Source organism: Paracidovorax sp. (assembly GCF_057642795.1).
The window spans coordinates 164,433-182,492 of sequence record NZ_JBXYZY010000040.1; the positions used below are offsets into that span (position 1 = coordinate 164,433).

Genomic DNA, 18,060 nt, shown 5'->3' on the forward strand with positions numbered 1-18,060 from the left:
GGAAACGAACGCATGAACGACGATCGCACGGGCCTGCTGCCCGAAGACGGCCTGGCCGGCACGCTGGTGGCCCGGGTCTGGATGAGCGCCGCGCCCGCCGGCCCCGCCGTGGTGGCGCTGCGCCCCGAGGGCGTTTTCGACATCAGCCGCGCCTTTCCCACCATGAGCACCCTGCTGGACGCCGAGCGCCCCGCAGAGGCCGCACGCGCCGCCACCGGCGAGCGCCTGTGCGCGGTGGAGGAACTGCTGAACAACAGCCGGCCCGGCACCCGCGACCCCGCCCGCCCCTTCCTGCTTGCGCCCTGCGACCTGCAGGTGGTGAAGGCCGCCGGCGTGACCTTCGCAGCCAGCATGGTCGAGCGGGTGATCGAGGAACAGGCGCGCGGCGACGCCTCGCGCGCGCAGGAGCTGCGCGGCAAGGTACAGGCGCTGATCGGCGAGAACCTCGCCGCCATCCGCCCCGGCTCCGACCAGGCGATGGCCCTCAAGGCGCTGCTGCAGCAGCAGGGGCTGTGGTCTCAGTACCTGGAAGTCGGCATCGGCCCCGACGCCGAGGTCTTCACCAAGGCCCCGGTGCTGGCGTCCGTCGGCAGCGGGGAGGAGATCGGCATCCGCAGCGACTCGGCCTGGAACAACCCCGAGCCCGAGGTGGTGCTGGCCGTGAACGGCCGCGGAGACATCGTCGGCGCCACGCTGGGCAACGACGTCAACCTGCGCGACATCGAAGGCCGCAGCGCCCTGCTGCTGGGCAAGGCCAAGGACAACAACGCCTCCTGCGCCATCGGCCCGTTCATCCGCCTGTTCGACCGCAGCTTCGGCATGGACGAGGTGCGCCGCGAGACGGTGCATCTGGAGGTGCGCGGCACCGACGGCTTCGTGCTGCGCGGCATCAACACCATGGCCAGCATCAGCCGCGACCCGGAGGACATCGTCGCCCAGACCCTGGCCGCGCACCAGTACCCGGACGGCTTCATGCTGTTTTTGGGCACGCTCTTCGCGCCCATCGAAGACCGCGACCAGCCCGGCGGCGGCTTCACCCACAAGCTGGGCGACGAGGTGACCATCCGCAGCGCCCGGCTGGGCGTGCTGCGCAACCGGGTGACGCACAGCGAGACCGCGCCGCCCTGGCGCTTCGGCCTGCGCGCCTTCATCGCCCACCTGGCCGCGCGCGGGCTGCTGGACGGCCGCAGCCTCTGACCCGACGACTGCCGCCCGCCGCCGCTGCACGCACGCACGCACGCACGCACGAAGAACGGAACGGGATCGAACCCCGTCCACAAGGAGACGAACCATGAAACGTTGGATGGATGGCTATTGCCGCATGCTGGACTTCCTCATGGCCGGCGCGCTGGCGGTGATGGTGGTGATGGTGTTCGGCAACGTCGTGCTGCGCTACGCCTTCAACACCGGCATCACCGTGTCGGAAGAGGTCTCGCGCTGGCTCTTCGTCTGGCTGACCTTCCTGGGCGCGGTGGTCGCCATGAAGGACCACGGCCACCTGGGCGTGGACATGCTGGTGAGCCGGCTGCCCGACGCCGGCAAGAAGGCCTGCGTGGTTGTCGGCCAGGTACTGATGCTCTGGGTCTGCTGGCTGGTCTTTTCGGGCAGCTGGGACCAGGCCTGGCTCAACCGCGATGTGACCGCGCCAACGACCGGCTGGTCCATGGGCGCCTTCTATTTCGTGGGCGTCGTCTTCGCCGTGTCGGCCGCTGTATTCCTGCTCTATGACCTGTGGCGGGTGCTGAGCGGCCAGCTGCAGGGCGACGCGCTGGTGATGGTCAAGGATTCGGAAGAGACGGCGGAATTCGACGCCCTGCAGGCACGCCTGGCCGAAGAGGACCGGCTGGCGGCGCAGGGCCGCAACGAGGCCGGCGAGGCCGCACCCGGCCCTGCGGCCGGAAAGCGCTGAAGGAGGCTGGCACCATGACCATCGCCGTCTTCCTCCTCTCGCTGCTGGGCGCCATGGCGATCGGCATCCCCATCGCCTTCTCGCTGCTGCTGTGCGGCGTGGCGCTGATGTGGCACTTGGACATGTTCGACGCCCAGATCCTGGCGCAGAACCTGATCAACGGCGCCGACAGCTTCCCGCTGCTCGCCGTGCCCTTCTTCATGCTGGCCGGCGAGATCATGAACACCGGCGGCCTCTCCAAGCGCATCGTCGATCTGGCGTTGACCCTGGTCGGCCACGTGCGCGGCGGGCTGGGCTATGTCGCCATCGTCGCGGCCTGCGTGCTCTCGGCGCTGTCGGGCTCGGCGGTGGCCGATGCGGCGGCGCTCTCGGCCCTGCTGATTCCGATGATGGTCGCGGCCGGCCACGACAAGGCCCGCTCCGGCGGCCTGATCGCCGCGGCCGGCGTGATCGGCCCGATCATCCCGCCTTCGATCGGCTTCGTGATCTTCGGCGTGGCGGCCAACCTGTCGATCAGCAAGCTCTTCCTGGCGGGCATCTTCCCCGGCATCCTGATCGCCGGCGCGCTCTGGACGACCTGGTGGTGGCTGGTGCGCAAGGAACACATCGTGCCGCCGCCGCGCCGCTCGCGGGGCGAGGTCTGGCTCGCGTTGCGCCAGGCCGGCTGGGCGCTGATGCTGCCGCTGATCATCCTCGTCGGCCTGCGCTTCGGCGTCTTCACCCCGACCGAGGCTGCCGTGGTGGCCGCGGTGTATTCGCTCTTCGTCGCGGTGGTCATCTACCGCGAACTCAAGCCCTCGCAGATCTACGGCGTGTTCGTCACCGCCGCGCGCACCACGGGCGTGGTGATGTTCCTGGTGGCCGCGGCGCTGGTGTCGGCCTGGCTCATCACCGTGGCCGACCTGCCGGGCAAGGTAGTCACGCTGCTGGAGCCCTTTATCGGCAGCCCCATGCTGCTGATGGTGATGATCATGCTGCTGGTGATCGTGGTCGGCACGGCGATGGACATGACGCCCACCATCCTGATCCTCACGCCGGTGCTGATGCCGGTGGTCAAGGCCGCGGGCATCGACCCGATCTACTTCGGCGTGCTGTTCATCATCAACAACTCGATCGGGCTGGTCACGCCGCCGGTGGGCACGGTGCTCAACGTGGTGGCCGGCGTCGCGCGCATCCGCATGGACGACGTGATCCGAGGCGTCTGGCCCTTCATGCTCGCCGAGTTCGCCATGATGTTCCTCATGGTCGCCTTCCCCGCGCTGGTCATCTGGCCCGCGCGCCTGCTCTACGGCTGAGGCGCGCAGGCCACCGGGCAGCTTTGGAGCGGCGAACAAAACCCAGCGAAGCGGTTCTGGCTAGGCGCTGCATCGCAGGCAGTACGAGTAGTACGACAAGATGCGGCAACGACGCCAGAAGGGTTTTGTTCGCCGCTCTCAAGGCATCGTCGGCAGCTCGTTCGGCCGCAGGTCGAAAACCAGCACCTCGGCACCCTCGCCCCCGGTGAAGCGCAGCGGCCCGGCGTTGCGGATGCGGGCGCCGTCGCCGTCCGAGAGGCGCTCGCCATTCACCTCCACGCTGCCGCGCGCCACATGCACATAGACGTTGCGGTTCGGGCCCACGGCCAGCTCGGCGGACTCATCGCCGTCGAACAGGCCGGCATAGACCCGCGCATCCTGGCGCACGGCCAGGGCGCCGTCATCGCCCTCGGGCGAGATGATCTGGCGCAGGCGCCCGCGCTTGTCGGCCTCGGAGAAGTGCACCTGCTGGTAGCGCGGCTGAGCGCCGCGCTGGTTGGGCACGATCCAGATCTGCAGGAAGTGCACGGGATCGGTGCCCGAGTGGTTGAACTCGCTGTGCTGCACGCCGCTGCCGGCGCTCATCATCTGCACGTCACCGGGGCGGATGACCGAGCCCGTTCCCATCGAGTCCTTGTGTTCCAGCGCGCCTTCGAGCACGTAGGAAAAGATCTCCATGTCGCGGTGGCCATGGGTTCCGAAACCGTTGGACGGCGCCACGCGGTCGTCGTTGATGACCAGCAGGTCCGAAAAGCCTTGCTGGTTCGCATCGCGGTAGTGGCCGAACGAGAAGGTGTGGCGCGACTGCAGCCAGCCGTGGTTGGCGATGCCTCGTTGCTGGGCGCGGCGGATATCGAGCATGGTGTCTTTTCCTTCTTTCTTCATCGATGGAATTCACACTGAAAGAAAGCGCTTTCAGTGCTGCGATGGAAGAAGTATCGGCCTGCGCTGCACCCTGCAGGTTGAAAGGTGTGGCGCGCCATCATCGATAATTTCGATGATTCACCACACCCCGGGAGCCGCATGCTCAAACTCACGCTGGAAGCCATCGAACTGGTGGATGCCATCGCCCGCAGCGGCTCGTTCGCGGGCGCATCGGAACAGCTGCACAAGGTGCCCTCCACCATCTCTTACGCCGTGGGCAAGCTGGAGGAACAGCTGGGCTTCGCGCTCTTCACGCGCAACGGCCCGCGCGTGGCGCTGACGCCCGCCGGGCAGGAGCTGATCCGCGAAGGCCGCTGGCTGCTGGCCGCCGCGCGCCAGCTCGAATCGCGCATGCGGCAGGTGGCGACCGGCTTCGAATCCGAAGTGCGGCTGATGCACGATTCGCTGATCCCCACCGAGGCCTTCAACCAGGACATCTGCGCCTTCGAAGACCTGCAGTGCGGCACCCGCCTGCGCATCGCCAGCGAGGCCATGACCGGCACCTGGGAAGCCCTGCGCGAAGGCCGTGCCGACCTCATCGTGGCCGCCGGCGAAGGCCCGGCCGGCGGCGGCTACAAGGCCGTCGCCGTCGGCAGCCTGGCCTTTGCGTTCTGCACCACGGCCACCCACCCGCTGGCCCGACTGCAGCGCCCGCTGACCCGCGCCGACCTGCTGGAGCACACGGCCGTGGTGGTGGGCGACGGCGCCCGCTCGCTCGCCGACCGCACGGTGGGCCTGCTCTCCGGCCAGCGCCGCATCACGATGCCGAACATGCAGGCCAAGATAGCCGCCCAGGCCGCCGGCCTGGGCCACGGCTTCGTGCCGCGCGCCTGCGTGCGGGTGGAGCTGGAAACCGGCGTGCTGGTGGAACTGCCCGTGGAAGAGCCGCGCCCGGACGAAACCTTCTGGCTGGCCTGGCGGCCCGAGCATATGGGGGAGGCGCTGAAGTGGTGGAGCCAGCGGTTGAACCGGCCGTTGCTGCCGGGGATACTTCCGTATTGATGGGTGGCGTTGGCGGGCATGTCTGCAAGAGCCAGGACTGCGACGCGTCGTCTTCGCTGCGCCCTCACCCGCGCGCAAAGGTGCTTGACGACTCGGGGCTTGGCCTCTGTCGGATACTCTTTCATCAACCCCATGACGGCGTCCCACTCTTGGAGAAAGGTCCAGATGCGGGACGGAACAGGCAACCGCTAACCCACTTCCGCCGCGGCCCAGCAGTTGCCCCGTTCCCGCTTATCGCCCCAGGCGGAATAGCCGTCGCATCAAGCACGGCACGGCCTGCCCGTCCCGATACATCCCCGCATCGCCCATGGTTCTCGATCCCGTCACCCTGCTCGTCATCACCGCCGCGATGGCTGCTGCCTCTGCGCTGTACCTGGTTTCTGAGTGGAGCAGCGTGCGCGAGCGCTCTCTGCTGCTGTGGAGCGCTGGGTTCGCCGTCATCGCCGTCGGCAGCGTCCTGGCCCTGCTGCGTTCCAGCGGCTTCGTGTTCGTGGGCATCTGGTTCTCCAACGGCTTGTTGATCGTTGCCCACGCGCTGTTCCTGGCCGGCGTTGGAGCGTTCAGGCGCGCCCGGTTGCCGCGCGCATGGTGGTGGTGGTTGGCCGCCGTCTGGCTGGCCATGCTGATGCTGCCCGACGGACCCTGGTGGTCCAAGACGATGCTGGGCGTGCAGTCGCTGCTCATCGCCGCCATCACCCTGCGCGCCGGCCTGCTGCTGCGCCCGCAGGCCGGCGCCGCTTTAAGCGTGGGCGCGGCGCAGCTGCGCTGCGTCCTGTGGGCCCACGGCCTGTTCTACCTCGCCAAGGCCGCTTCGGTGGTGGCGCTCGACGCATTCGTCAACCTGGCAAGCTTTCGGGGCGTGGTGATCCAGGTGTCGCTGGTGGAAGGCGTCATGGCGACCATGCTGCTCGCCATGTCCATGACGGGCACCGAGCGCTATCGCCGCGAGGAACGCATGGCGCAGATCGCCGCCCTCGACCCCCTCACCGCTTTGAACAACCGCCGCGCGCTCTATCTGCGCGCCCCGGCGCTGCTGGAGCAGGCCTCGCCCGCCCGCCCGGGTGCCTTGCTGCTGATGGACATCGACCACTTCAAGCAGGTCAACGACCTGCACGGCCACGATGCAGGCGACCGCCTGCTCATCACGCTCAGCAACCTGATCCGCAGCACGCTGCCCAGCGACGCGCTGGCCGCGCGGCTGGGCGGGGACGAATTCGTGATCCTGCTGCGCAATGCATCAGCTTCAGCCGCGCACGCACTGGGCCAGGAGCTGCGCCAGGCCTTCGCACAGCAGGCGAGCACCATGTTCGCAACCCCGGAGCCCGTGTCCCTCAGCATCGGGGCGACCTTGTTCGACCAGCCCGATGCCGAGCTGTCGCATTGGCTCAAGCGGGCGGACGAAGCGCTGTATGCATCGAAGCGGAAGGGGCGGGATCGGATGGAGCTGGTTCCGCCGACTCTGGCAGGGCGGCCGCAATGATGCGCCCTGGCTCGACAGACAGGATTGGGTAGGCCACCCTGCCGTCTTTCACCTTTAGCGGCGGCGTTCTGGCACGATGGTGCACGCGAGCGTGCGGGTATTTTTGAATTCAACGCCGTCATCGAACAGTTCGCCTGCAGTCACCAGCGAACGCCGAGGAACCGACCTTGGCGAGGCGGCTTCAGGCTGGTTGTGGTAGTTCACCAATGTCGGTTTTTGGGTGCGTAAGTGCCGATGAACAGCTCCCGAGAGCCGAGCGTCCCTATCCCGGAAGAAGGCGAGCCATTAACCCTGACGTCCGCTCGACTTGTACGGCGGGAGGGGTCGGTCAGAATCGCTCAAGGAACTCAGCTTGGTTAACCCCGCGCGCCTGCGCATATGCTTCGTATCGGGAAGGGTAATGAACGTCGAATCGGCTGGGGGCGAACTGCATCAGCGCGGGAGGCCGCCGAATCAGAGCGCAATGTTGGCGTGTGTGGCGAAGCCATTCGCCTTCAACAGATCACGACCGGAGCCAACTTGAAGGACCAGTTTCATGTCCGGCGATGAACGTCGGCCCATGGAAAGCTAAGCACGCAAATTGCCCAAGAACGCCTCATTTTGTTAGACCGGGCGCCAGTCGGTCAGTCGTCCACTACATTTAAGGCAACAAGACAAGGATGCCGGCATGAAAATATCAAGAATTTCAGTTGAAAACTATCGCGCTTTCAATGAGCCAGCGGCGCTTTCACTGGCTCCGCTAACCCTCATCTTTGGCCAGAATAACGCGGGAAAGAGCTCGCTCGCGCGACTACTTCCGTCGATTGCAAACTCTTGCAGCGCCAATGAGAGATTTTCATTTATCCCTGTAACCACGTCCGAATGGGAGACAAACGGTCGTGACTTTCTCTACGGCAGAGGCAAGTCCCCCACGCTTCGTCTTGAAATTTGGTTTCAGCATTCTCCTGAAATTCAATACAAGGCAACTTATGAGATATCGCTACTTGCCGACAGAGAATTATCCTTGGTATCCAATTTAATTATCGAATTGGGCGATGTGAAAGTGGCGGAGCTTATTTGGTCCGCCGATAATATCTCCACATCACACCCACACCGAAACCGGTATCTCGTTAAATCCTCGGGCGGAGAGCAAGATGCATTTATCGAATTTGATGGACTTGTTCCTCGCCATCAAGTTGAAGCTGGCGCATATAAGTTCGCTCTTGATGCTCTAGCCTCGGCCCTTGACGCCTTTGCAAAAAGGGTGCATTGGCTCGGCCCATTGCGCCACATTCCAGACCGAATCGAGCGTCGCGCCTACCAAGGCGTAATCTTAAACTCGACTGGAAAACAGGCCACACAAATCCTCGCTACTAGCTGGAAATCAAAAACGCCACTTTTTGGCAGGGTCAGCGGATGGTTTGAACAGGCCTTGGGCCAATGCCTTGTTTGCATTGATGGCGCGTTCGATGGCGACGAACTATTTAGCATTGCCTTATCACCTACTCCCACCAGTCCAATTCGAGTGCCAATTGCGGATTCGGGCGCAGGGATTGCACAAGTCCTTCCCATCATCGTCCTTGGAATGTTGGCATTCGAAGGCAATTTAGGGGAAGAGCCAATTTTAGTATTCGAAAATCCAGAATTGCATCTCCACGACTCCTTGCATGATGATATTGGCAAGTTCCTGGTACAAGTATCAAAAGCAGCCTGCAACCCAATCATCTTGGCCGAGACCCACTCCGAAAATGTGCTTCTGGCAGTCGAACTGGCCGTCGCGAAGAAGGACCTTGGCGCCGAACAGGTCGCCATCAACTGGGTCCGGGCAACCCACGAAGGAAGCGCTGTAGAGGCAGTTGCGCTCGACGACACTGGGACGCCGTCCAACCAGTGGCCTCGCGAAGCCTTTGAGACAGCATCAAATCAGGCGAAAAAACTATTTCTACTGAGACAGGGGTCTAGCGAAAGGTAGGCGATGCTTTTTATTCTCGTAGACGAAATATTTAAACCCCAGCACTCGACCGATATCCTGGCACTCATCTCCGGAGCCGCCAGATCCAGTCGACACTACGTCGTCCCGGCAAACCCCTTCTCTAAATCACTTCTAGGTTGGCTCAATTCACTAGGCGGAAATCTGGCGCCCGGTGTAAGCTCAACTCTAGACACTAATATTCGGTTCGTCGCATCGAACCGGGGCATGAGAATCCGCAAGGTTTCCGCGACGGCAACAGGTCAAAACACGATTGCACTTTCTCATGCGCTACAGCTAGTTCACGCCCCGCTTTCAATATATGTCGAGAATTCTCGCAATGACCGGAGCTTCTTGCTTTCAGTCTGCACCGATAGTCAAAATGAATATTTGACCAAACTCGAAAGGAATGGCGAAATCCGCTTCATCAATGGAGGCGGCATATCGGAACTGTTACAGCAACTCGATGCAGAATATCGAAATGGGACATTACGACCAGAAGAGTCGTTTGTTCTGTTTGATAGTGACTCATTGCTACCGGGACGAATTAGCGATCAAGCGGAAGCATTGAAAGCCAAATGCCTACAACTAAAGCTAAAACACGAGTGCTTGAAGCGGCGCGCAATCGAAAATTATCTCACCAAATCCACGCTACGCTATTGGGCTTACGCCAAGAGCGGCAATCGATCCTCGCCGCAATACAGGGCACGCACCGAAGCATTTGCCGCATATATCGAAATGAGGCCAGACTTCCGAAATCATTTTAATATGAAACATGGAATCAAAGGCGACAAAGCTCGCAAGGACCTTCCAAAGGGTGTGGATTTGTATTTCGGAATTTCTGCCGAGCATCAGTCAGCACTTGCAGAGGGGTTCGGGCGAGATGTTGCATCCATGTATGAAGATAACCGAATGCAAGAAAGCGAACTAAAATCGGACGGCAGCTGGGATGAGCTTCAAAATTTGATTGTGGAGATGGAGAACTTTCTATGAATTTCGGTCAAAATCCGTCCTCCGCTTCGTATTACAGCGAACCTCATATTCAATTCCTTTCTCAATTGTTAGTGGAAATTGCTCGGGGAGAGCTGCTCATCCCGAGATTTCAAAGACCTTTCGTTTGGCGGCCGCAACAGCAACTCGACCTATTGAATAGCATTCGGCAGGGAATTCCAATTGGCGCGATTATGGTCTGGCGCACGGCAGTCAGTCAGATTTCTTGCTACGACACGCTGGGCCCATTTTCACTTCAACGGCGAGATATCATCGGCACCAGGGACTACCTACTGGATGGTGTACAACGTCTTTCAACTCTCTTCGGCGCCCTGAATTCACCATCAGATTCGGCCGGCGACTATAAGGAAGAATTTGATGATGAATACGTCGGCGAGCCACCAGAGAAGGTTGTATTTGACCTCCAACGGCGGGAATTTTGCTTCCTCAAAAGCGAGGAATCTCTGCTGCCTTTTCAATTGCCGTTAAGCATACTTCTAGACAGCGTAGCGCTACTCAGATTCCAACGCTCACTCAGCCACAGTGTTTTGCACGAAGCAGACGCCATGATTTCTGAAAGCGATAAGCTCGCGGCAGCATTTCGACAATACAAGATTCCAATCATTCCAATTGCGACAGATGACTTGGGCTTAGCCACCTTGACTTTTCAGCGGGTGAACAGTCAAGGGCAAAAGATGAGCGATTACCACATGCTCCACGCGCTCACTTGGTCGCCGACCTTCGACCTTCTTCAGAGAGTTCGAGAGTTAAGAAGCGAGTTTTTGAGCCCGCACGGCTGGGATGAGTTAGACGACGACCCAATTCTTAAGGTGGTCAAGCTGCGCTTAGGCCTTGATATTTACAAAGCAGACATTGATGAGCTCAGCAATCGACTGGTCGCGCACCCAACGGCACTTGAGAGCGCATTTCGGTCACTCTCAAAGGCCGCGGATTTTCTTCGCTGCGAACTACACATTCCCACACCAGAATTAGTGCCATATCAATTGCAGATTGTTCTGCTGGCGAACGTTCTTTATGATTTCGACGCACAAACCAAACATCAACACGAGCTTCTCATCAGTTGGTTTTGGTTCACGACATATGCGGAGGCATTCTCCAGCATCTCCGATGATAAGCTTCGATTAGCAATAGACGATTTGAGGCAAAGCATTCTGGAGTCAAAGACAATCTGGAGGAATAAGCATGAATTCACTAAACTTAAGCCCCTCGTTAGATTCGATTTTAGAGCCGCGAGAACCAAGAGCTTCATCCTGCATTTGGCTAGAGAGCGGGCGAAGATAGACTCGCAAGCGGAAGTAACGCGACTTCTTGAGGAATTTGGACGAAGAGCTGTGCAGCAGCTGTATTCGGGAAACTCGCTTGTGCCGCTCGACCGAGCGCTCCTTGGTTCTTCCGGCAACAGAGTGCTTTGCTCCCCGCAGGAATTGAATAGCCTGAGGCTTTGTCAAAACTCCGGTCAAGCGCCGCAGCCTTCTGCGTTTGGGATGTCAATGATGAACGCCCTTGGAGCCGAGCCTCGTGAGGTTATTCAGGGCAGGGAGAAATATCTCTTTGAAACAGAATCTGATTTCGCAGAGTCTACTGCCGGGCAATTTTGGGCGAACTCACAACGGAAAGGTAGGTTTGGAATTTGAGTGGCAAAAAAACTGTCACGATTTCGCGTCGGCTTGTCAAAATCTGAGCTGCCTTCGCCCAATCCTGCATTTCTTAGGTTTCCGGACGATAACACTTCGGAGCGGCGCGACTTCGAAGCAGAAATACGAGTGATGTGCGTCCGGTGTGCATCAAATCTGTCCACGCCTCGTAGGTGAATGCGGCAAGGGTGGGTAGGTAACTTTAGCTTGAATGTCTAATTCGTTCTACTAAGCGCCTACGGTGCCAGATAAATTCGAGAGTTGAAAGACCGCTCGCGGGCGTCGAATTTGGAAAAGCGCAGGACCGCACTCGCTGCAAAGCTGACCTCCGCACGCATAAACAGTAGGACTAAGACCAGTCCGCAGTGGCCCGGCTGGTGCCCCGTCAAGCCCTCGTTCGGGGATCTACAAGGTCGGAGGTGGTGCGCAAAGCCATCCGACCATAGCGCCAGCGCTTCCCCCTGAAGCGCTGGCGCTCATTTCAAACACAACCCAGCGGCAGCCTCACTTCAACAACTGCAGCAACGCCTCAGCCGCCGGCTCCGACGAAGCCGGGTTCTGCCCCGTCACGAGCTTCCCATCGGTCAGCACGAACGGCGCCCAATCGGCGCCCTTGGCGTATTCGCCGCCATTCGCCTTGAGCATGTCTTCGACCAGGAAGGGCACCACCTTCGTGAGCTGCACGCCCTCTTCTTCGCTGTTGGTGAAGCCAGTGACCTTGCGACCCTTGACGAGTGGTTCGCCGCCGGGCGCCTTGGTGTGGCGCAGCACACCGGGGGCGTGGCAGACCAGGGCCAGGGGCTTCTGGGCGGCGAAGGTCTTTTCGATCAGGGTGATGGAGCGGGCGTCTTCGGCCAGGTCCCACAGCGGGCCGTGGCCGCCGGGGTAGAACACGGCGTCGAATTCTTCGGGATCGACGCTGGCGAGCGGCACGGTGGAAGCCAGCTGCTTCTGCGCGTCGGCATCGGCCTTGAAGCGGCGGGTGGCGTCGGTCTGGGCGCTTTCGTCGTCGCTCTTGGGGTCCAGCGGCGGCTGGCCGCCGTGGGGGGATGCCAGGGTGATGGTGGCGCCCGCGTCCTTGAAGACGTAGTACGGGGCGGCGAATTCTTCGAGCCAGAAGCCGGTCTTCTTGCCGGTGTCGCCCAGGCGGTCGTGCGAGGTGAGCACCATGAGGATGCGGGGTGCGGAAGAAGACGAAGAGGAGGTGTTGGGGTTGTTCATGCGTTGGCACTCCATGCAAAGGCGGGGACGAAAGCCCCCGAGCCCTGCAGTGTCGCCACCTGATGCCCGGCACCCGGTAGGACGCAGCCGCTAACGCCCTTCCCCTCCGGCGGCGGCCTGCGTCAGTCCAGCTTGATCCCGGCGGTCTGGATGATGGGGCCCCAGCGTTTCGCCTCGGCACGCGCCATGGCGCGGAACTGCTCGGGCGTGCCGGGCAGCGCCTCCATGCCGAAGCCTTGCAGGCGCTGGCCCACGGCGGGCGTGGCCAGGGCCTTGTTGATCTCGGCATTGAGCTGGCCGACGATAGCCGGCGGCAGACCGGCCGGGCCGAGCACGCCCTGGAAGGCATAGACCTCGGCATCGGCCACGCCCACCTCGGCCAGCGTGGGCACATCGGGCAGGCTGGCGGCGCGGCGGCTGGAGCCGATGGCGAACACCCGCACCTTGCCCGACTGGATCACCGGCAGGCCGGCCGCCAAGTCCAGGAACATGCAGGGCACCTGCCCGCCCATCACGTCCTGCAGCGCCGGGGCCGCGCCGCGGTAGGGGATGTGGGTGAGGAAGGTCTTGGTGCGGTTCTTGAACATCTCCATCGCCAGGTGGTGGGGCGAGCCGTTGCCGGGCGAGGCGTAGTTGAGCTTGCCCGGGTTGGCGCGGGCGTAGGCCAAAAATTGCGCGAAGTTGCGCGCCTCGAAGGCCGGGTTGACCACCAATGCGAGCGGAAAGCGGCTGAGCCCGCCCACGTAGCTGAAGTCCTTTTCCGGGCTGAAGGGCAGCTTGCTGAAGAGGTGCTCGTTAAAGGCCAGCAGGGCGTTGTCGGCCGACATGAGCGTGTAGCCGTCGGGTTTGGCGGTGGCGACCAGCTGCGCGCCGATGTTGGTGGAGGCGCCTGGGCGGTTGTCCACCACGATCTGCTGGCCCAGCGGCACGCGCAGCGCCTCGGCCATGGTGCGGGCCAGCACGTCGGTGCCGCCGCCGGCCGGGTACGGCACGATCCAGCGGATGGGCTGCTGGCTGGGGTAGCCGGGCTGGGCGAAGGCGGCGGGCGTGGTCGCGGCGGCGCCCGCGAGGGCGATGGCGTTCTGGAGGAGCTGTCTGCGCTGCATGGTGTTTGTCTCCTGGGTTGCAGGCGGGAGGGGCAGGTGCGCCGCGCTATTTCTTTGATAGCTGCTGGCGCTTTTCTTTAAAGGGCTATAGGCACTTTGGGCAAGAAATCAATCGGCCGGTGTGGCGGACGGGAATGGCACACGCTCCACCTTGAAGCCCTGGTCGGCCAGCAGCGCCGGCAGCCCCTGCGGGCCGACCAGGTGCAGCGCACCCACGGCGGCGAACACGCTGTGGCCAGCGCGGTGCTGGGCCTCGATGGCAAGGGCCATGCCCGGATTGCGGCCAGCCACCAACTGGTCGAAGGCCTTGCGTTCGGCGGGCGTCTTCATGCAGGCGCACCAGCCAGGGTAGGTCTCCAGCAGGGCGGCGCGGCCGTCGGACCAGGCCGTGGCCAGGGTGGCGAGGGCATCGCCCGCTGCGTGGCTTTCCAGCTGGGCCAGCCCGGCTGCGACGTCGGCCGCCGTTTCCTGTGGATCGTCGGAGGCCAGCAGGCGCATTTGCTGCTCGGGCGACTCCAGCGACAGCACGGGCTTGCGCAGGCCGCGGGCCAGGCCGTCCAGTACCAGGTCGATGCCGTAGGCCGGATCGAACCCCTCGCGCCGCGCAGACAGGGTCAGCAGCGTGCTCACCTGCAGTTCTGGCCTCAGCTGCGCCATCGAGGGATCGACACAGGCGGCCTCACGCTGCGCGGCCAGGCGCCGGGCCAGCTCGGGCGGCAGCGGCGGCGCATCGGCGGGGTTGCGCATGGCGGCCAGCAGCGCCTGCATCACGGCCGGGTCCAGCAGGTCCAGCTCCAGCGCCACGCGGTCGCTGGCCTTGACGGCGGCGAGCACGGTGGGGCCGGGCAGCATCCAGTCGCGCCGGGCCGCATGGACGGTGCCGTAGAGCCAGCTGGTGTGGCCGCCCTGCTCCACGCGCCAGAGCAGGCCCCGGTCGTGGGCGCGGCGCAGCGCCTGGGGCACGGTGCGCGGATCGAGCGGCCGGGGCAGCGGCGGGCAGTCCGCGCTGCGTGGCGCGGGGGTCGGGGCAGTGGCCGCGGGCGGTTCGGCAGGGGAAGGCCCCGCCACCTGGGCCGGCACGAGCGCGGGCCATGCCAGGGCCAGCAGCCCGGCGGCGAAGATCCGGCGCAGGGCGGCGGGCAGCGGCGATGTCATGGGGGTCACTCCGTCAGGCTGGCGATGGTCTGGTCGATGGCGCCGAACAGGCTCTGGCCGGCGGCGTTCTTCATCTCGATGCGGATGGTGTCGCCGAACTTCATGAATTCGGTGGCGGGCTGGCCGTTCTGGAGGGTCTCGATGCAGCGCTTTTCGGCGATACAGCTGTAGCCCTTGGGCCATTCCATGCGGCCGTTCTTCTCCACGCCCTGGTTGCTGACGGTGCCGCTGCCCACGATGGAGCCGGCGCGCACGTTGCGCGTCTTGGCAATGTGGGCGATGAGCTGGCCGAAGTGGAAGGTCATCTCAGGCCCCGCGTCGCACATGCCGACCTTGCGGCCGTTCCAGGTGGATTCGAGCGTGAGATGCAGGCGCCCGCCCTGCCAGGCCGCGCCCAGCTCGTCGGGCGTGATGGCGACCGGCGCGAAGGCCGTGGCCGGCTTGGACTGGAAGAAGCCGAAGCCCTTGGCAAGCTCGGCCGGGATGAGGTTGCGCAGGGAGACGTCGTTGGCGATGGTCACCAGGCGGATGCCGTCCAGCGCCTGCTCGGGGCTCGTGCCCATCTTCACGTCGCCGGTGATGACGGCGATCTCGGCCTCGAAGTCGATGCCCATCGCCTCGCTGGGCACGACCACGTCGTCGCAGGGGCCCAGGAAGTCGTCGCTGCCGCCCTGGTACATGAGCGGGTCGGTGTAGAAGCTCTCGGGCACCTCGGAGTTGCGCGCCTTGCGCACCAGCTCCACATGGTTGAGGTAGGCCGAGCCGTCGGCCCACTGGTAGGCGCGCGGCAGCGGTGCCATGCACTGGGCCGGGTCGAAAGGAAAGGCGTGGCGGGCGCGGCCGGCGTTGAGCTGGTCGTAAAGGTCCTGCAGCTGCGGCGCGAGGAAGTTCCAGTCGTCCAGCACCTGCTGCAGGCGGCTGGCGATGCCGGTCGCATAATGGGCCGAACCCAGATCGCGGGAGACGACCACCAGCTGGCCGTCGCGGGAACCATCCTTGTAGGTGGCGAGTTTCATCGCTGCGTGCTCCTTGTCTCCGGTCTTCGTTCGGGCAGCCCGCCCTACGCGAATTACGAATGGGTGAATTGATTTACCTAAACAGAACTCACAAATTCTAGTGCAGATGGATAAGGAACGGGCCGGCATCCAGTCGGTGGAAGTGGGGTTCGCGCTGCTGGACGGGCTGACCCGTTCGCGCGGGCCGCTCATGCTCAAAGACCTGGCCGCCGCCGCCGGCATGAGCGCGGCCAAGGCGCACCGCTATCTGGTGAGCTTCCAGCGGCTGGGCCTGGTGGTGCAGGACGCGCGCACCGCCCGCTACGACCTGGGCCCCGCCGCGCTCAAGCTGGGCCTGGCCTCGCTGGCGCGGCTGGACGCCATGAAGCTGGCCCGCGAACGCATGCCCGCGCTGATGGAGACCGTGGGCCACACCCTGGCGCTGGCCGTGTGGGGCAACCGCGGGCCGACCATCGTGCACTGGGAGGAATCGCCCCAGGCCGTCACCGCCAACCTGCGGCTGGGCGACGTGATGCCGCTGCTGGCCTCCGCCACCGGCCGCTGCTTTGCGGCCTACCTGCCGCGCGAGGTCACCGCCTCGCTGGTGCAGGAAGAGCTGCAGCACGCCGCCCGCCTGCGCCGCACCGACCTGCCCGCCGACGCTGCCGGCGTGGACGCCCTGCTGCGCGAAGTGCGCGAGCGCGGCTGCGCCCGGGTGGTGGACACGCTGCTGCCCGGCATCGTGGCCTTCTGCGCGCCGGTGTTCGATGCCGACGGCCATCTGGCGCTGGGCATCACCACGCTGGGCTCCGTCGCCACCTTCGATCCCGCCTGGGGCGGCGCCGTGGAAGCGCCGCTGCGCGAGGCCGCAGAGCGCCTCTCGCGCGACCTGGGCCAGGCCGACGCCGCCGCCGCCCGGGCCCCCGCAGCGGCGGCGCCGCGCTGAGCGGCCCGGCCAGGACCGCCGCCGATGCCGCGCCGCGTGATGCTCGTCCTCGCCTGCGCCGTGCTGGCGCTGCACCTGCTGGTGATCAGGCAGCTGCCGCTGGGCGGCACCGCGGCGAGCGACAAGCCGCAGCAGCAGCTGGCATTCCAGACGCGCATGGTGGAGCCGCCCGCGCCTGAACCTGTCGCCGTGGCCGCGCCAGCGCCAGTCCCGGCGCCACCGCCGCCCCCCAAGCCCAAGCCACGCCACCGCCCGGCCCCCAAGCCGGCCCCCGCACCCCCGCCGGCCGAAGCACCCGCGCCGGAACCGGAGCCCGCGCCGGCTGAAGCCCCCACCGCGCCCACCGCGCCCGCCGCGATGCCGGCACCTGAGCCGGCCGCCACGGCCGATGCAGTATCTCCTCCGCCCGCGCCGGACGATGCCGCCGCGCCAGCGGATTCGGCTGCGGCAGCAGCACCAGCCACCGCACCGCAGCAGGATGCCTCCGCCGCCGTAGCCCAGGCACCCGCTCCGGCAGACACCGCCAGCGCCCCCACTTCCGCCCCGCCCACGGCGGCATCCAGCGCCCCGGCTGCCAATGCCCCTGCGCCCACGGCTCCTGCCACCACCGACACCCAGGCCGGCGTCACCATCCAGTCCCCGGGCAGCGGCACGCCGCCGGTCGATGCTTCGGCAGCCCCGGTGCGGCTACCGCCTTCGGCCCGCCTGAGCTTCGACGTGACCGGCGAAGCCAAGCGCTTCCACTACAACGCCAGCGCCGAACTGCTCTGGCGCAACCTGGGCGCCACCTACGAGGCGAGGCAGGAGGTCAAGGCCTTCCTGCTGGGCTCGCGCTCGCAAACCAGCACTGGCCGCATCACCGCGCAAGGGCTGCGGCCGATACGCTTCGGCGACCGCGCCCGGGCCGAGCAGGCCGCGCATTTCGACTACGACCGCAACCTGGCCACCTTCAGCGCCAACACGCCTGACAGCCCCATCGGCCCCGGCGCGCAGGACCGGCTGAGCGTGTTCATCCAGCTGGGCGCGCTGCTGGCGGCCGCGCCGGAGCGCTATCCGCCCGGCACGCGCATCACGCTGACCACGGTGGGCGCGCGCTCGGCCGACCGCTGGAGCTTCACGGTCGAAGGCACCGAAACCCTGGACCTGCCCGCCGGCCCCACGCCCGCGCTGAAGCTGCAGCGCCTGCCCCGCGCCGACAAGGACCGCGACCAGCAGGCCGACCTGTGGCTGGGCACCGGACTGGGCTACCTGCCGGTACGCATCCGCATCACCCAGGCCAATGGCGACTTCGCCGACCTGGCGCTGAGCGGGCACGAGACGCCCTGAGAAGGTGAACACGTTCTGAGAACCCGCCAGCGCCAGCGCATCGAACAGCCCCTTTGTGCGTCTGCACTCACACAGCCGTGGGACACCGCGCCGATTCGTGCAAGGCCA

Annotated in this window: 16 protein-coding genes; 10 read left to right on the forward strand and 6 right to left on the reverse strand. The window is 64.6% G+C overall.

Annotation, left to right across the window (positions count from 1 at the left end):
- Positions 1–12 precede the first annotated feature (12 nt).
- The 3 genes from AC3A84_RS16895 to AC3A84_RS16905 all read left to right on the forward strand — a co-directional run bounded on the left by AC3A84_RS16895 (position 13) and on the right by AC3A84_RS16905 (position 3,204).
- Complete coding sequence (locus AC3A84_RS16895) at positions 13–1,197, forward strand: fumarylacetoacetate hydrolase family protein (protein ID WP_487971192.1); 1,185 nt, start codon at positions 13–15, stop codon at positions 1,195–1,197.
- A 94-nt stretch (positions 1,198–1,291) separates the two neighbouring features.
- Complete coding sequence (locus tag AC3A84_RS16900; protein WP_487971193.1) at positions 1,292–1,909, forward strand: TRAP transporter small permease; 618 nt, start codon at positions 1,292–1,294, stop codon at positions 1,907–1,909.
- Positions 1,910–1,923: 14 nt separating this feature from the next.
- A complete protein-coding gene (locus tag AC3A84_RS16905; RefSeq protein ID WP_487971194.1) occupies positions 1,924–3,204 on the forward strand; it encodes a TRAP transporter large permease subunit in 1,281 nt (426 codons plus the stop codon).
- 138 nt (positions 3,205–3,342) lie between these two features.
- On the opposite strand, the gene AC3A84_RS16910 is transcribed toward AC3A84_RS16905, so the two are convergent.
- Positions 3,343–4,065 carry a pirin family protein gene (locus AC3A84_RS16910; RefSeq protein ID WP_487971195.1) on the reverse strand — a complete coding sequence of 241 codons (723 nt, stop codon included), beginning with the start codon at positions 4,063–4,065 and terminating at the stop codon, positions 3,343–3,345.
- A gap of 162 nt (positions 4,066–4,227) precedes the next feature.
- Between AC3A84_RS16910 and AC3A84_RS16915 the strand changes: the two genes are divergently transcribed.
- Together AC3A84_RS16915 and AC3A84_RS16920 are read left to right on the forward strand one after the other, a co-directional pair.
- On the forward strand, positions 4,228–5,130 hold the full coding sequence (locus tag AC3A84_RS16915) for a LysR family transcriptional regulator (RefSeq protein ID WP_487971196.1): 903 nt from the start codon (positions 4,228–4,230) through the stop codon (positions 5,128–5,130).
- Between the two features lie 307 nt (positions 5,131–5,437).
- Positions 5,438–6,610 (forward strand): GGDEF domain-containing protein, encoded by a 1,173-nt coding sequence (locus AC3A84_RS16920; protein ID WP_487971197.1) that lies wholly within the window; start codon positions 5,438–5,440, stop codon positions 6,608–6,610.
- Between the two features lie 54 nt (positions 6,611–6,664).
- Here AC3A84_RS16920 and AC3A84_RS16925 read toward each other — a convergent pair whose 3' ends face one another.
- Entirely contained in the window at positions 6,665–6,814 is a 150-nt protein-coding gene (locus tag AC3A84_RS16925) for a hypothetical protein (protein WP_487971198.1), read from the reverse strand.
- A 463-nt stretch (positions 6,815–7,277) separates the two neighbouring features.
- Here AC3A84_RS16925 and AC3A84_RS16930 point away from each other — a divergent pair, with 463 nt between their 5' ends.
- From AC3A84_RS16930 to AC3A84_RS16940, 3 genes are all read left to right on the forward strand, one after another.
- A complete protein-coding gene (locus tag AC3A84_RS16930; RefSeq protein ID WP_487971199.1) occupies positions 7,278–8,561 on the forward strand; it encodes an AAA family ATPase in 1,284 nt (427 codons plus the stop codon).
- Positions 8,562–8,786: 225 nt separating this feature from the next.
- Positions 8,787–9,551: a hypothetical protein gene (locus tag AC3A84_RS16935; RefSeq protein ID WP_487971200.1), complete on the forward strand. Its 765-nt coding sequence runs from the start codon at positions 8,787–8,789 to the stop codon at positions 9,549–9,551.
- Positions 9,548–11,203 carry a DUF262 domain-containing protein gene (locus AC3A84_RS16940; RefSeq protein WP_487971201.1) on the forward strand — a complete coding sequence of 552 codons (1,656 nt, stop codon included), beginning with the start codon at positions 9,548–9,550 and terminating at the stop codon, positions 11,201–11,203. Before AC3A84_RS16935 ends, AC3A84_RS16940 begins: the two co-directional genes overlap by 4 nt.
- A gap of 504 nt (positions 11,204–11,707) precedes the next feature.
- On the opposite strand, the gene AC3A84_RS16945 is transcribed toward AC3A84_RS16940, so the two are convergent.
- From AC3A84_RS16945 to AC3A84_RS16960, 4 genes are all read right to left on the reverse strand, one after another.
- Entirely contained in the window at positions 11,708–12,424 is a 717-nt protein-coding gene (locus tag AC3A84_RS16945; RefSeq protein ID WP_487971202.1) for a type 1 glutamine amidotransferase domain-containing protein, read from the reverse strand.
- A 122-nt stretch (positions 12,425–12,546) separates the two neighbouring features.
- Positions 12,547–13,530 (reverse strand): Bug family tripartite tricarboxylate transporter substrate binding protein, encoded by a 984-nt coding sequence (locus AC3A84_RS16950; protein ID WP_487971203.1) that lies wholly within the window; start codon positions 13,528–13,530, stop codon positions 12,547–12,549.
- A 108-nt stretch (positions 13,531–13,638) separates the two neighbouring features.
- Positions 13,639–14,685 (reverse strand): TraB/GumN family protein, encoded by a 1,047-nt coding sequence (locus AC3A84_RS16955; RefSeq protein WP_487971204.1) that lies wholly within the window; start codon positions 14,683–14,685, stop codon positions 13,639–13,641.
- A 5-nt stretch (positions 14,686–14,690) separates the two neighbouring features.
- Positions 14,691–15,701, reverse strand: coding sequence for a fumarylacetoacetate hydrolase family protein (locus tag AC3A84_RS16960; RefSeq protein ID WP_487971205.1), 1,011 nt, complete (start codon positions 15,699–15,701; stop codon positions 14,691–14,693).
- A gap of 106 nt (positions 15,702–15,807) precedes the next feature.
- Between AC3A84_RS16960 and AC3A84_RS16965 the strand changes: the two genes are divergently transcribed.
- Both AC3A84_RS16965 and AC3A84_RS16970 read left to right on the forward strand, forming a co-directional pair.
- Positions 15,808–16,626 (forward strand): IclR family transcriptional regulator, encoded by an 819-nt coding sequence (locus AC3A84_RS16965; protein ID WP_487971206.1) that lies wholly within the window; start codon positions 15,808–15,810, stop codon positions 16,624–16,626.
- A 24-nt stretch (positions 16,627–16,650) separates the two neighbouring features.
- Positions 16,651–17,952, forward strand: a complete 1,302-nt coding sequence (locus tag AC3A84_RS16970; RefSeq protein ID WP_487971207.1) for a DUF3108 domain-containing protein — start codon at positions 16,651–16,653, stop codon at positions 17,950–17,952.
- Positions 17,953–18,060 lie beyond the last annotated feature (108 nt).

Excerpts from the sequence above, each read along its gene's own strand:
- AC3A84_RS16895 (WP_487971192.1), top strand. The coding sequence starts at position 13 with ATGAACGACGATCGCACGGGCCTGCTGCCCGAAGACGGCCTGGCCGGC.
- AC3A84_RS16900 (WP_487971193.1), top strand. The coding sequence starts at position 1,292 with ATGAAACGTTGGATGGATGGCTATTGCCGCATGCTGGACTTCCTCATG.
- AC3A84_RS16905 (WP_487971194.1), top strand. The coding sequence starts at position 1,924 with ATGACCATCGCCGTCTTCCTCCTCTCGCTGCTGGGCGCCATGGCGATC.
- AC3A84_RS16910 (WP_487971195.1), bottom strand. The coding sequence starts at position 4,065 with ATGCTCGATATCCGCCGCGCCCAGCAACGAGGCATCGCCAACCACGGC.
- AC3A84_RS16915 (WP_487971196.1), top strand. The coding sequence starts at position 4,228 with ATGCTCAAACTCACGCTGGAAGCCATCGAACTGGTGGATGCCATCGCC.
- AC3A84_RS16920 (WP_487971197.1), top strand. The coding sequence starts at position 5,438 with ATGGTTCTCGATCCCGTCACCCTGCTCGTCATCACCGCCGCGATGGCT.
- AC3A84_RS16930 (WP_487971199.1), top strand. The coding sequence starts at position 7,278 with ATGAAAATATCAAGAATTTCAGTTGAAAACTATCGCGCTTTCAATGAG.
- AC3A84_RS16935 (WP_487971200.1), top strand. The coding sequence starts at position 8,787 with ATGAGAATCCGCAAGGTTTCCGCGACGGCAACAGGTCAAAACACGATT.
- AC3A84_RS16940 (WP_487971201.1), top strand. The coding sequence starts at position 9,548 with ATGAATTTCGGTCAAAATCCGTCCTCCGCTTCGTATTACAGCGAACCT.
- AC3A84_RS16945 (WP_487971202.1), bottom strand. The coding sequence starts at position 12,424 with ATGAACAACCCCAACACCTCCTCTTCGTCTTCTTCCGCACCCCGCATC.
- AC3A84_RS16950 (WP_487971203.1), bottom strand. The coding sequence starts at position 13,530 with ATGCAGCGCAGACAGCTCCTCCAGAACGCCATCGCCCTCGCGGGCGCC.
- AC3A84_RS16955 (WP_487971204.1), bottom strand. The coding sequence starts at position 14,685 with ATGACATCGCCGCTGCCCGCCGCCCTGCGCCGGATCTTCGCCGCCGGG.
- AC3A84_RS16960 (WP_487971205.1), bottom strand. The coding sequence starts at position 15,701 with ATGAAACTCGCCACCTACAAGGATGGTTCCCGCGACGGCCAGCTGGTG.
- AC3A84_RS16965 (WP_487971206.1), top strand. The coding sequence starts at position 15,808 with ATGGATAAGGAACGGGCCGGCATCCAGTCGGTGGAAGTGGGGTTCGCG.
- AC3A84_RS16970 (WP_487971207.1), top strand. The coding sequence starts at position 16,651 with ATGCCGCGCCGCGTGATGCTCGTCCTCGCCTGCGCCGTGCTGGCGCTG.